An 11,965-nucleotide genomic window follows, 5' to 3' on the forward strand; every position below is an offset into this window, starting at 1 on the left:
CTTGCTGACGATGCGCATGCTGTCCTCCGCAAACGACGCTAGAGCTCAGCAATTAAGAATCGGTCTAATGAAGGACCCATGCAGACTGGAAAGTGTCGCACATACGTCGATTCGCTTGGGGAAGCCGTTGAAAACGCCCCGATGATGGATCGTCCACCTCGGCCTGAAATCGAGCCGAAGTCACCGTTGATGAATAGCCAGGATGCAGGCCAAGTGCTCGCAACCACGCATCCCCGTGCGACGCTGGCCGCCACGATCCTCGGGTCGAGCGTCGCGTTCATCGACGGGTCCGTTGTCAACGTCGCGCTGCCTGCCCTCAAGACCGGTCTCGATGCTGACGGCGCCGGATTGGCCTGGACCATCAGTGCCTACCTTCTGCCGCTCGGAGCCCTCACGCTGCTAGGCGGAGCCCTCGGAGACCAGTACGGTCGGCGGCGCATGTTCCTGATCGGCCTCTCCGCCTTCACCGTCGCCTCGATCGTCTGCGGTATTGCGCCTTCGCTCGAATGGTTCCTGCTTGGGCGCTGTGCCCAGGGCGTCGGCGCCGCGTTGTTGTTGCCGAACAGTTTGGCTTTGCTGGGCTCCGGCTTCGAGGGTGCGGCAAGAGGAAGGGCCATCGGCAGCTGGGCTGCCGTCGGCGCTCTACTCTCGGCGCTGGGCCCACTGCTCGGGGGATGGCTCGTCGACACCGCGGGATGGCGAACGATCTTCTTCATCAACGTGCCGCTTGCCTTCGCCGCCGCCGTTCTGTCGCTCCGGTTCGTCGAAGAAAGCTCGGGCGAAAGAAAGCAGGCACTGGACTGGACAGGAGGCCTCCTGGCAACGTTTGCGTTGCTGGCAATTACCTTGGCGCTGACCTGGGCGTCGGAACCCGCACCGCCGCTGCCGGCCGTTGCTGCAACCGCTGCCGCCGGCTTGGTCCTGCTGTCCGGTTTCACGGTGGTCGAGATCAGGAAGGGCAAGGACGCGCTGATGCCGGTCGCGCTGTTCTCCACCCGGCCGTTCATCGGCCTGTCTCTTCTGACCCTGTTCCTCTATGCAGCGCTGGGCGGTCTTGTCGTACTGCTTCCATACTTCCTGATAAAAGTGGGCGAATACTCTGCTGTATCGGCCGGTGCGGCCATGCTGCCGTTGCCGGTCGCTATAGGCATCGGCTCGCCGTTCGTCGGCCGGCTTTCCACGAGGTTCGGAACACGAGCCCTACTCGGCGCGGGAAGCGGGATCGTCGCCGTCGGACTGGCGGCTTTCATGAGAGTTGCGGGCTCGGACCTCGACTATTTTACTGTCATATTCCCGGCGATGTTCATCGTATCGGTAGGCATGATGCTGTGCGTCGCGCCGCTGACGACCGCAGTGATCGAAGCGGTCGGCCGCGATCACGTCGGTGCGGCCAGCGGCCTGAACAGTGCCGTTGCAAGAGTCGGCGGCCTCCTCGCAACGGCTTCCCTCGGTTCCGTCTTCGTCCGGCTGGAGTCCGCGGATACATATCTGACCGCTTTCCACACGGCCGCGCTATGTGGAGCCGCGCTGGCATTGGCGTCTGCCGCGAGCGTCCTCCTGATGACGGCGGATGCTCCCACGTCTGGCGGCCGTCCATAGCGTTGCCGGGAATCGTATTCCCGCAACGATAGGTAGACAGCACTATTCCCCGGGATGCATCTCAAGGGGCTTGTGATATCTGTCATGCAGGTAAAAGCGACCGAGCCCTCTAAGAACGTCCCTTCTCGCAGCCCGGCCGATGAAGCTCAATTCCCAATTGGCAGCCGAGGTGTCTTTTTGGCCGTGCGCTCTAACTGCCATGGCAACTGGCCCAATCGAAGGTATGATCGATGAGTAGCGCCGCTCTTTTCCAACCGCTGGCCATCGGTGGTCTTACTCTCTCCAATCGTATCGTCATCGCGCCGATGTGCCAATATTCGGCCGAAGACGGCTGCATGACTGAATGGCACCTGATGCATCTCGGCAATCTCGCGCAATCCGGGGCGGGGCTTCTCACCATCGAGGCCACTGCCGTGACGCCAGAAGGTCGGATAACCTATGGCGATGTCGGTCTCTGGAACGACGAGACCGAAGCGGCTTTGCGGCGCGTCATCGCAAGCGTCCGCCGCTGGTCCGAAATGCCGATCGCTATTCAACTCGCCCATGCCGGCCGGAAAGCCTCCACGGAGAAGCCGTGCCTGGGAGGCGCGCAGATCCCGCCCGGTCTGGCAAACGGCTGGCAGACGGAAAGCGCTTCTGCGCTTGCCTTCGGCGCGAACGACGTCGCTCCGAATGCGCTCGACGTGGCCGGCCTTCAACGCCTACGCGATGCCTTTACCGAAAGCGCCCGCAGATCCGCTAGGCTCGGTATCGACGCCATCCAGATCCACGGCGCGCACGGCTATCTGCTCCACCAGTTCCTGTCACCGCTTTCCAACCGGCGTGACGACGCTTATGGCGGCTCACTCGAAAACCGCATGCGCTTTCCATTGGAAATCTACGACGCCGTCCGTGCCGCATTTCCGGCGGAGCGCCCTGTGACCATGCGTGTCTCCGGCACGGATTGGGTCGAGGGTGGATGGGATGTCGCCTCCACCGTTGAGTTCGCGAAAGCGCTGGAGGCACGCGGTTGTTCGGCCATCCACGTCTCCAGCGGCGGGCTTGATGCTCGTCAACAAATTCCGATCGGGCCGAACTATCAGGTACCGCTTGCGCGGGCGGTTAAGCAGGCCTGTGATCTCCCGGTCGTCGCCGTCGGCTTGATAACGGATTACGAACAGGCGGAAGCGATCATTGGTACCGGCGATGCCGACATGATTGGCCTCGCACGTACGATCCTGTTCGATCCTCGCTGGCCTTGGCACGCGGCGGCACATCTCGGAGCACGAGTGAAAGCGGCCCCACAATATCTTCGCTCTCAGCCCCGTCGCTTCAAAGAGCTCTTCGACACCTGACGCTGACAGGAAGGTAAGGCCCATTCAATCAGGTCTATTCCTGAAAATTCTGCGACCGGCACACCTGCCTCTTGGTACCCCAGGATGCCGATGATCTGCTCTTCCGGAAAACGACTGCGACTAATTTCCTAGTCCTCTTGATGGGCCCGAACGAACTTAAAACTGGATTAAGCGGAGAGGGCGACGTCTGAGGCTGTTGTCAAAGGCTTGGGTAGAACTTGCCCAGATCGACTGGCGAAACATTTTCTGGCGCCGGTAAAACGGCGTAACGGCCGTCAGGGTCCTCTTTCCATCGGGCGAGGTGCTCATCCTTGATTGTCAGGATCAAATCTCCGAAGCTGGCGGGGCCTGCGGTCTCGGTAAAGGCTAGGTCTTTCCAGCTAACTGTGCTCATTGCGGCTCGTCCCTGATGCGCTAATTCATTCGCAACTACAGGAGCATAAAAAAAGCTCCCGTGCGGTGCAGCAAAATGAGTGGGCGCTATGACAATTGATAAGACGCCGAAAGTTCGCGACAGAGCCTACCTCCTATGGGAGCAGGCCGGTCGCCCTAATGGCCGCGAACATGAATTCTGGGCGCAGGCATCACAAGAAATCGAAGGCGAGCATGAAACGCGGCACCGTACTTCGGATGGTAGTCGCTCAGCGAGTGTCCGCTAGAGACAGGCTTGGCATCAGTTATTGCCGTCCTCTGTTTCAAGATGCCGGCGTTGTGTTAGTTGCGTAGCCAGGACTGCATTGAAATTAGGAACTGCAGCAGAACGCTGATCCTTCCTCTCCCGCAGCCGCTTGGCGGTTCGAACCGGGAGACCAAAATGAGACATTTTCTAATCGCTGCTGGCCTGACTCTGATGGCGAGTTCGGCAATGGCGCAGACCGCCCCGCAAGAGTTCGTTGACAAGGCGGCGAACGGCGGAATGTACGAAATTCAATCTAGTGAGATTGTGATGTCCGATCCTGCTGCGACGCCAGAGATCCAGGCATTCGCAAAGCAGATGATCGCCGATCACACGAAGGCTGCCGCTAATCTTACTAAAGCTGCTAAAGGCTCGGGTCTGACCGTTCCGATGGAACTTGATGCAAAGCATCAGGCAATGGTCACCGAACTGAGTGGCGCCAGCAGCAAGGTGCCAGTGTACCTCAAGCAGCAAATTGATGCTCACGAGGAAGCACTTTCGCTTCATCAGGGCTACGGCTCAGCTGGCACGGACGCCAACCTCAAAAGCTATGCGGATACCACAGCTCCGGTGATCAAGATGCACCTTGAGCACGTTCGCATGCTCACTGGCCCGGCCGATAAGGCTCTCTCGAGTTCGACAAACAGCAAGATGCCGAGCAACGAGGCCGACACGAGCACCGGGACAATGGGTAACGACTCCGCTACAACCGGCGGTCAGGGGACTGGCACGGGAACTTCACCCGCAGCTCCAGTAAAATAAATAGACCGAGGAAATAGATGGGGCTATTCGCAAGAGCAGCCCCACTCGTATGTGGCGAGAATCCACGAACGAATAGGCGGCGCTGCCCTAACAGGATAGCGCCGCCTGGATAGGCACCTGCTACAGCGAGACGACGGAACGAACCAGATATGCCTCAGGCTGGTGATCGACTATCGCCGATCAAGCATGACTGTAGCTTGCAGGGATCCGCGGAAGGATCGACTTTTATGTCGACAAGCGTGCGCAAGGCTTTCGCTTCGTTGGCGAAGGCTGTGTAGTGAAGAACTGCACTAGCACATCCAACGCTAGGCGTGCCACTGCGACGCCAATTTTGGGCAAAGTGGTCGTTCATAATGATCCATTCGGATGATCGGGCACGCCAACCGCTCCAGAAAATTCAATAATAGTATGCAATCTTATCGTGTTCCCTACATTTCGGGATTCTGCAATTAAGTATCCTTATAGAAACCAATATGTAATCTGCGTCGCAGATCAGAAACTACCAGTCCTGCCCTTTTGAATGATCAGGCAAGCGCCCGTTCGGCGACAGCTTGTCGATGACGTCAGGCAGGACAGCGGATAACTGCGATAGGAGATCACCCTTCGGCAAACCTGTCTGCGCGACAAGTTGATCAACTGTATCATCGCCAAGAGCGTGCTGTAGCTCCTGTGGTTCAATAGGTTCATTTTCGCCATGACCAACCCACGAGGCTGCCTTCTGCCCATGCCCGGCCTGGTCGAGGCGCTCGAGAAGACCGCCGGGTCCAGTATGTCCCCCGTCGAACTCACCGCGGTTCCCAAGCTCGCCTTCGGAAGGCCGCTGGTAGCCTACCGAACGTTCTTCACGGTCCGGCTCCTGAATCTGACCAGAGCCACCGATTTGGCCCATGCCACCCGACTGCCCGGTCAGACCGCCGAGGATGTCGCCAAGGCCGCCCCCACCAAACCCTCCGCCACCGCCGCGACCGGACATTTGCTGCGACAGCAGAGCCATCAGCGCCATCATGATCGGCGACATGCCGCCCTGCGATCCGCCGCCGAGCATCCCGCCGAGCCCGCCCGGAAGTCCGCTCTGCTCGCCTCCGCCCTGCATGCCACCACGCTGCTGGCCGCCCAGCACGCTGCCGATCACGTCTTCAAGAATGCCCATCGATACCTCCCCAAATAGAAAAAGGGCCGGAGGGGAGATCCCCGCCGGCCCGCCTGTCTGCTGTTAGAGTCCGCGGCGTACCCGCTCGGCGTCCGTCAGCGTCTCGCCGACGCGCTCGTCGGCGATGTCCACCTCGGTGTGGCGCACCGTGTCCGACACCGTCTCGGTGCGATCACGAACCTCGCGCTTGAGATCGATCTCTTCGACGACACGGGCCTCCTTCGAAATTACGGCTTCCTGCGCGGTCTCCTCAAGCTCGATCGTGCGCTCGGCGAAGGCATCGACTGCCCCGACCGGACGGTCGACGGCGCGACGGGAGATCTCGACGTTCTCGCTACGAAGGGTGACGTCCTCGGAGACATTCTCTTCGACAACGTACGAACGGACCTTGACTCGGCCATGGCTGACGTCGCGCTTGCCGACGCGGAGGTTCTCCTGCACCACCTCGATGGTGCCATCGCGGTCCTTCGAGAGGTCGGTACCGAGGGTGTCGCGCTCGGAGTAGCCAGCGGCGCCCGATGCGGCGGCATACGAGGTGCCCGTCGAGGAGCCGATGCCCTTGGTGGCAACAGTGCTGTCGCCCACTGGGTCGATCGAACCGCCGGAGTAGGCGCGGCTGCCGGAGGCGGAGGTGCCTTCCCAGCCTTCCGAGCGCCAGGTTGCTGCACGCTCGTCGATGTCAGCTGCGCCTTCGCCCTCGAGCACGTCCGCAATCTCTTCAAAGCGGCCGTCCGGAGCGTTGACGGTCAATACCGTTCCGCCGCGGCGCACGCCTTCGGCATAGGTGTGGCGGTCGTCTTCGTCGTCGCCCATGAAGAAGTCGCCGATGGCCTCGAAGAAGCCCTTGTCCTCGTCGGCGGTCGTGCCGCGTGAGGTCGTCGTTGTGGAGTCGGCGATCCGGACCTCGGAACCCGAGATACCGATAAGAGCGAGCTTGCCGATCGCGGCCTGAGCTTCGGTTCGGGTGTCGAAATATGCGGTGATGGTCTGCGTCATTGGTTTTCTCCTGTTGATGGAATGGCTGGTGAGTCACGCCCGTCAGTTCGTTCGACGACGGCGTGCTGCTTCCGCAAGTTGACCGAGGTCTCGACACGCTCGGTGGACTTGATGCTACTGATATGGACTTCTTCGGTGACGACGAGACGTTTGGTGACGACGATGATTTCCTCGACGAGCGAGACGATCGTCACGTCGCCTTCCTGGCGGACCGCGGGTGCCTCTGCGACCTCGCGGTCTATGGCTACCCGAGTTACCTCGACGCTTTCTGCATCGAGGTCTTGGGCGACCACGTGAGCAGCCGCTTCGGTGACTATACGTACCCGGACGTGGCCTGTGACCACCTCCTCTTTCTGGATGCGCACCGTCTCCTCGACGAGAGGAATCGCATCAGACCGGTCTTCCTCCCGTGACATCGATCAGACGATCCGACGCGAAGGAATTACCCGGTCGGCATATACCGGATGCACGACGCCCGACCGACCGCCGAGCCAGCCGGCGATGGCGCCAAGTACGAGCGCTACGAAGGCAAGGATCGCGCCCGTCGAGATAACCGACGCCGCCGTATCCGCTGCAGAGAGGGCTACGGCCTTCGCCTGCTCAACAGCCTGATTGTACTGCGTCTCGTATTGCTCGACCTGCGTGCGCGCTTCTTCAATCGGCACGCTCTTGGCAGATGCGATGGCCGTTGCCGCTTTTTCGCGGGCATCAGCCTTTTGGGCTTCGTCACCCATGACTACCGCCTGCATTGCGGAAATAGCGGCATTGTTCAGCGACTCTGGATCGGTGCCGGTCGAGCGAACCTGCTGCTCAAGAGCTTCTAGCGGATTAGCCTGCGCCAATGCAGGAGCTGCCGCAGTGGCAGCTGTTTGACCGAGACCGCCAATTGCTGAAGTCACGCCGGAAAAAGCCCCACCCACAATGCCCCCGACTGCCGTCGAAAGCATGTACAACACCAGCAAAGTGGTGAATGCCCAGGTCGTGAGGCCATGTAGTGCACCGGTCGTGGCAACGGTCTTGCCCGACATCCGAGAGGCAATATAACCGCCGACATAAGCCGCCACGATGCCCGAGAGGACATACCAAATACCGGCGCCCATGCTGAAGGACGAGGCAGTTGGGTTGTCGGACGTCATTGGATCTAAGGTTGCAATTCCAATACCGACGCCGAGCATGGTTAGCAGCACTTGGGTGATCAGGCCGACGACGACGCCGGCGAAGATAGCCCCCCACGAAACCTTGTTCAGCATGATCGTACGGGCGTCGTCTATCGCCGTTCCGGCGGTTTCCGCATATTCTGCGTCGCCGGGGCGGATGGTTGTAGTCATATTATTTACTCCAGATCGGACGTACCCGTTGTGCGTCGATGCTGAAACAAGCCGAATAAGGGCATATCGTTCACGGATGCGGGAACTTTATTTGAATAATAATCGAATAATTAACTTGTGATAAGGATTAGGGCTCTTCCGAGCAGAAGGCACGTGTACTCCAAGCCCTAAAGCTCCGAGATTGTCGGTGGCTTCCCTGACTTTTTTAATCCTGACATGCAGATAGTTTTCTGCCGTCGTCGGGTTCCCGTTCGAAAACCGTGTGGCTCGATGTGCGGCGGGCGGCCGTCGGCGCACTTCCTCTCGAATGCCCAACCAGACAGTTCGGTCGCAGGATCATTGCTCCTGCAGCTGCCAGCATCCACCTGCAGTGGGCGACAAAGGTCGAAGTGCGGTTGCAACGCTAGACAACGAGGATAGGGAAATTGCCAAGGATAACGTCATTGCATTCCACGCTACATCAGGGAGGGAATGCTGCTTGCCGCGGCCGTGAGGGACCGCTGGCCGCCGATCCATATCATCGTCACCTCATGCAACCATCCGGGGGACGAAGTGACGTTGCCTGACCGCACCTTGTTCTTCGTAAGCCGTATAGCCCAAAAGCGATCGAAGCGGCTATGGGGGGATCCTTTCAGCAGGCTACATTGGCCTGAGGTCGGCAGGGGTTCGCTTTTCCAACGGCGCCGTAGACTCAGCACCCGCCTGGTCATGACCTTCCTGCCAGTCTCGGAACTCATCCGACCCAACTTCGTGTGGATTGTCGCACCGGGCGACTCCGTCTATCTGCGCTTTCCAGCCGGCAGTTCTAGCTTCGTTGATCATGTGATTCCCTGCATCGGGGGGTGATGCCGCTACCTTGCAGTCGTTTTGGTGAATGGTGACCAAAGGGCGCGTTCACATGGCATTCAGGAAGCAGCGAACCTCAAAAGTTCAGTGACAGTACCGAACCTATTCATGCCGGATCGCATTCAGGAAGCGAATGGAGGATAGATAGAATGAAATCTGCAGCAGCCGCATTTGTGGCCATCTTTCTAGCTTCCTCGCCAGTCGTTGCCAGTGATTTTCGCTACAAAAATGACACCTACGGCACGACTGCTCGCTTTCCTTTGGAGGCTTTCCCTGAGGAGATCCCTGCGACACCGGAGGGTGCGGTCTGGGAGTCACGATCGGGCGCGCAGATCGTCATCTACGGGCGGGAGAATGAGAGGCGCGAGACCCCTACATCCATGTATCGCTGGAGAGCGTCCCGGGATGACGTCACCTACCATAAGGGCGGCAAGGAATGGCTGGTGGTCTCGGGGTATTTGAAGGACGGCAGGATATTCTACGAACGTTATATCTTCCGTGGCGGCCTGATCCATTCCGTCTCGATCCGGTATCCTGTGAAACTCAGGAAGGACTATGATCGGTTGCTCGGCCCGATCACCAATAGCCTTGATGGCCCTTCTGGATAGCTGCACCAGGTTTGGGGCCACGCGTCATCCTCGAATGGAGTGACCCGATACGCTGTCCTTTTCACCGCTATCCCCACTATCGGCGCTTGGTGAGGCGCTGATGGTAGCAGGCTAAGTTCTTTGATCCTCGATGGTTAGGCAAATTCAATCTGCTCAGTGCGTCTCTCCCCCAAGGTAACCGCTCGCAGGAGAGACTATGGTGGCGTTCCTCGCGAAAATTGGCGCAGCGATGCGAGTGTTGCCGACCCTGTCGGAAACGGATCACGGCATCATCGAGGCTATGATCGAAATCGGCGCGGAGGTGAACGAAATCGCGGAAACGTTCGGATATCCGCTCAATCTCATCGAACAGGTAAAGGCTACTCAGCCGATGTCACCGTTCCGAGTGCACCTGTAGATCTTCGGTTGGTTTGACGACCGCGCCGGGCATCTGCGGTAAAAGGACCTACGACAAGCCCTATGATCAATCTGAGCAATGACAACGCATTGTTCGCCTCAGAAAGCGACATTCCTTCTAAAACCTTCTGGCGCACCTGTATGGGCAACTTCGTGCTCGAGTCGATCACACTCCACTGTCCGCTATCAGTCTCGATAAGGACCGGCTCCAATCTCGTCGCATCTAGAGCCATGTCTGCCGCCCTAATAATTGGGTAACCATCAATGTGTCTGGCTAACTAACTTTTTTCAAGCGACTTGGCTGAGTAGCCCGTTTGCGTGCGGTAAAGTACGGCGATCGACGTCTAGTCTTCGGGGGCAGACTAGAATTCGTCACGCAGCCGAAGCGGTCCGTGGGTTAATATGGAGATCAGAAAATTCCCCTGTAGGAGCGCGGAACCGTTGTCTTCCGTCGGTAGGAGCATCTGGACAGGGTACATCTTGCTTCCCTCCTCAATCCGGCGCCGCTTTGGAACGGTGACGTCTAGGCAAGGTTCTATGTGGCCACAACAGGCGCGGCGATCGCGCCTCCGAACCTTCTGGAGACGATATGAGCAGTCAGACCTTGAATGACCTTTTCCTTCACCAGCTCAAGGACACCTACTTCGCCGAGAATGCGATCTTGAAAGCGCTGCCGACGCTGATGGACGCAGCATCCTCGGAAGATCTGAAAGTGGCGCTTGGCGTCCACCTCGAGGAGACAAAGAACCAGATCAAACGTCTCGAAGACGTATTCGGGATCGTCGGCGCCAAGGCGGAAGGCGTCGAGTGCAAGGCCATCCTCGGCATCATCGCGGAAGGCCAGGAGGTGATCGGAGAGTTCGCCGGGTCCGAAGCCCTCGACGCGGGGATCATCGCTGCCGCGCAGGCGGTCGAGCATTATGAGATCACGCGCTACGGAACGCTGTATGCCTGGGCGAACCAGCTGGGTCTGGAAGAAGCTTCCGAGCTCATCAAGGAAACGTTGATCGAGGAAGAAAACACCGACGAAATTTTGTCGGATCTTGCTGAGTCCTCGATCAATCAGGACGCGGAAGAAGGCTAAAGCAGAAAGGAGGCGTCGCGGTATTGCCGGGGCGCCTCCGGACCGTTGTCATTGGCAATATCCAATGAATACGTCCGCGCTGGAAGTGTACCAAGCCCACGATATCTAAATGACAGGGGCGTATCACCTGCCTAATCAGGGAATGCGCCGTTCCTCGACCGTCATCAGGAGGCTCTGCTTTGGACGCAACGTGACCCTCATGATCGGCTTCGGAGGTGTGATTGATGCCGCTGCCACCTCGAATGCCGGAAGAAGCACGGCCAGCATGGCTACGGCTTCCATTACGGCGAAGGCGTTGCCGATGCAGACGCGTGGCCCGGCGCCGAACGGCATGTAGGCGTACCGATGTCGAGCCTTGCAGGCCTCCGGGGCAAATCGATCGGGTTCGAATGCTTCCGGGTTGTCCCACAGGGCGCTGTGGTGGTGCACCGCATGGATCGGGACGTAGACGACCGTCCCCTTGGCGATAGCATGCTCGCCAAGAACGAAGTCTCTGATCGCCGTCCGGGTGATGATGGGGGCAGGCGGATAGAGCCGCATGGCCTCCGAAAACACCTGGCGGGTGTAGGATAGCTTCGCGATGTGGTCCGAGCCGATAGGCTGGCCTTACGTTATGGCGCTGATCTCAGCGAGGACCTTAGCTTCGATAGCCGGATGGAGCGCCAGTAAATGGAAGGTCCATGCGAGGCCTAGCGCCGTGGTCTCGTATCCAGCCGTGATGAATGTCATCAGGTTGTCGACGATCTCCTGGTCGGTCATGGTCCGGCCCGTCTCCGGATCCGCGGCCGCAAGCAGCATGGCAACGAGGTCCTGCCTCTGGCCACCGCTCCGGCGACGTTCGGTGATCACCGTATGCAAGCTGGACCGCAGGAACCTGACCGCTTCTCCTGCCTTTCGCTGCCCAGGGTATGGGATCCAGTCCGGTGCGCCAAGGATGCCGAGGGCGAACGTCCATCCGCTCGGCCTCAGGTAGTCGGTGATGCCCTGCTCGACCTTTGCCACGTCGATGCCTGCGCCGCCCGACATCATGGTCTCCACGATGATGTCGAAGGTCGTGCGCATCATCTCATGCCCGATGTCGACGGTTGCCGAACCCTGGGACCGCCAGCGCCGTCCGGTCTCCTCGGCCGCCGCGATCATGGCCGGCTGGAGCGCCAGCAGCTTGTCGTGCCGGAATGCCTGCGCG

12 protein-coding genes and 1 pseudogene are annotated in these 11,965 nt (G+C 59.4%); 7 read left to right on the forward strand and 6 right to left on the reverse strand.

What is annotated here, in order from left to right; genetic code table 11:
- Positions 1 to 78 precede the first annotated feature (78 nt).
- Both ACZLZQ_RS24105 and ACZLZQ_RS24110 read left to right on the forward strand, forming a co-directional pair.
- Entirely contained in the window at positions 79 to 1,599 is a 1,521-nt protein-coding gene (locus ACZLZQ_RS24105; protein WP_472951836.1) for an MFS transporter, read from the forward strand.
- Positions 1,600 to 1,829: 230 nt separating this feature from the next.
- The gene (locus ACZLZQ_RS24110; protein WP_472951838.1) at positions 1,830 to 2,933 is read left to right on the forward strand and encodes an NADH:flavin oxidoreductase/NADH oxidase; all 1,104 of its coding nucleotides are present in this window, start codon (positions 1,830 to 1,832) and stop codon (positions 2,931 to 2,933) included.
- A 199-nt stretch (positions 2,934 to 3,132) separates the two neighbouring features.
- Here ACZLZQ_RS24110 and ACZLZQ_RS24115 read toward each other — a convergent pair whose 3' ends face one another.
- A complete protein-coding gene (locus ACZLZQ_RS24115) occupies positions 3,133 to 3,327 on the reverse strand; it encodes a hypothetical protein (RefSeq protein WP_472951840.1) in 195 nt (64 codons plus the stop codon).
- Positions 3,328 to 3,415: 88 nt separating this feature from the next.
- Between ACZLZQ_RS24115 and ACZLZQ_RS24120 the strand changes: the two genes are divergently transcribed.
- Positions 3,416 to 3,592, forward strand: a complete 177-nt coding sequence (locus ACZLZQ_RS24120; protein WP_472951843.1) for a DUF2934 domain-containing protein — start codon at positions 3,416 to 3,418, stop codon at positions 3,590 to 3,592.
- A 155-nt stretch (positions 3,593 to 3,747) separates the two neighbouring features.
- Complete coding sequence (locus tag ACZLZQ_RS24125) at positions 3,748 to 4,371, forward strand: DUF4142 domain-containing protein (RefSeq protein ID WP_472951845.1); 624 nt, start codon at positions 3,748 to 3,750, stop codon at positions 4,369 to 4,371.
- A 499-nt stretch (positions 4,372 to 4,870) separates the two neighbouring features.
- Here the strand turns inward: ACZLZQ_RS24125 and ACZLZQ_RS24130 are convergent, their stop codons facing one another.
- From ACZLZQ_RS24130 to ACZLZQ_RS24145, 4 genes are all read right to left on the reverse strand, one after another.
- Positions 4,871 to 5,521 (reverse strand): YidB family protein, encoded by a 651-nt coding sequence (locus ACZLZQ_RS24130; RefSeq protein WP_472951848.1) that lies wholly within the window; start codon positions 5,519 to 5,521, stop codon positions 4,871 to 4,873.
- 63 nt (positions 5,522 to 5,584) lie between these two features.
- Complete coding sequence (locus tag ACZLZQ_RS24135) at positions 5,585 to 6,517, reverse strand: YsnF/AvaK domain-containing protein (protein WP_472951851.1); 933 nt, start codon at positions 6,515 to 6,517, stop codon at positions 5,585 to 5,587.
- The gene (locus ACZLZQ_RS24140) at positions 6,514 to 6,933 is read right to left on the reverse strand and encodes a YsnF/AvaK domain-containing protein (protein WP_472951853.1); all 420 of its coding nucleotides are present in this window, start codon (positions 6,931 to 6,933) and stop codon (positions 6,514 to 6,516) included. The genes ACZLZQ_RS24135 and ACZLZQ_RS24140 overlap by 4 nt, the downstream gene beginning before the upstream one ends.
- 3 nt (positions 6,934 to 6,936) lie before the next feature.
- Positions 6,937 to 7,845: a PhnA-like protein gene (locus ACZLZQ_RS24145; RefSeq protein WP_472951855.1), complete on the reverse strand. Its 909-nt coding sequence runs from the start codon at positions 7,843 to 7,845 to the stop codon at positions 6,937 to 6,939.
- A 995-nt stretch (positions 7,846 to 8,840) separates the two neighbouring features.
- Here ACZLZQ_RS24145 and ACZLZQ_RS24150 point away from each other — a divergent pair.
- The 3 genes from ACZLZQ_RS24150 to ACZLZQ_RS24160 all read left to right on the forward strand — a co-directional run bounded on the left by ACZLZQ_RS24150 (position 8,841) and on the right by ACZLZQ_RS24160 (position 10,779).
- Positions 8,841 to 9,299, forward strand: a complete 459-nt coding sequence (locus tag ACZLZQ_RS24150; RefSeq protein ID WP_472951857.1) for a hypothetical protein — start codon at positions 8,841 to 8,843, stop codon at positions 9,297 to 9,299.
- Between the two features lie 196 nt (positions 9,300 to 9,495).
- Entirely contained in the window at positions 9,496 to 9,696 is a 201-nt protein-coding gene (locus ACZLZQ_RS24155; protein ID WP_472951858.1) for a hypothetical protein, read from the forward strand.
- A gap of 588 nt (positions 9,697 to 10,284) precedes the next feature.
- On the forward strand, positions 10,285 to 10,779 hold the full coding sequence (locus ACZLZQ_RS24160) for a YciE/YciF ferroxidase family protein (RefSeq protein ID WP_472951860.1): 495 nt from the start codon (positions 10,285 to 10,287) through the stop codon (positions 10,777 to 10,779).
- Positions 10,780 to 10,914: 135 nt separating this feature from the next.
- Here ACZLZQ_RS24160 and ACZLZQ_RS24165 read toward each other — a convergent pair.
- Positions 10,915 to 11,965: pseudogene (locus tag ACZLZQ_RS24165) on the reverse strand (cytochrome P450); the annotation flags it as partial.

The organism is Mesocryomonas lacus (assembly GCF_055730105.2).

Excerpts from the sequence above, each read along its gene's own strand:
- ACZLZQ_RS24115 (WP_472951840.1), bottom strand. The coding sequence starts at position 3,327 with ATGAGCACAGTTAGCTGGAAAGACCTAGCCTTTACCGAGACCGCAGGC.
- ACZLZQ_RS24155 (WP_472951858.1), top strand. The coding sequence starts at position 9,496 with ATGGTGGCGTTCCTCGCGAAAATTGGCGCAGCGATGCGAGTGTTGCCG.
- ACZLZQ_RS24110 (WP_472951838.1), top strand. The coding sequence starts at position 1,830 with ATGAGTAGCGCCGCTCTTTTCCAACCGCTGGCCATCGGTGGTCTTACT.
- ACZLZQ_RS24120 (WP_472951843.1), top strand. The coding sequence starts at position 3,416 with ATGACAATTGATAAGACGCCGAAAGTTCGCGACAGAGCCTACCTCCTA.
- ACZLZQ_RS24125 (WP_472951845.1), top strand. The coding sequence starts at position 3,748 with ATGAGACATTTTCTAATCGCTGCTGGCCTGACTCTGATGGCGAGTTCG.
- ACZLZQ_RS24135 (WP_472951851.1), bottom strand. The coding sequence starts at position 6,517 with ATGACGCAGACCATCACCGCATATTTCGACACCCGAACCGAAGCTCAG.
- ACZLZQ_RS24140 (WP_472951853.1), bottom strand. The coding sequence starts at position 6,933 with ATGTCACGGGAGGAAGACCGGTCTGATGCGATTCCTCTCGTCGAGGAG.
- ACZLZQ_RS24145 (WP_472951855.1), bottom strand. The coding sequence starts at position 7,845 with ATGACTACAACCATCCGCCCCGGCGACGCAGAATATGCGGAAACCGCC.
- ACZLZQ_RS24105 (WP_472951836.1), top strand. The coding sequence starts at position 79 with ATGCAGACTGGAAAGTGTCGCACATACGTCGATTCGCTTGGGGAAGCC.
- ACZLZQ_RS24150 (WP_472951857.1), top strand. The coding sequence starts at position 8,841 with ATGAAATCTGCAGCAGCCGCATTTGTGGCCATCTTTCTAGCTTCCTCG.
- ACZLZQ_RS24130 (WP_472951848.1), bottom strand. The coding sequence starts at position 5,521 with ATGGGCATTCTTGAAGACGTGATCGGCAGCGTGCTGGGCGGCCAGCAG.
- ACZLZQ_RS24160 (WP_472951860.1), top strand. The coding sequence starts at position 10,285 with ATGAGCAGTCAGACCTTGAATGACCTTTTCCTTCACCAGCTCAAGGAC.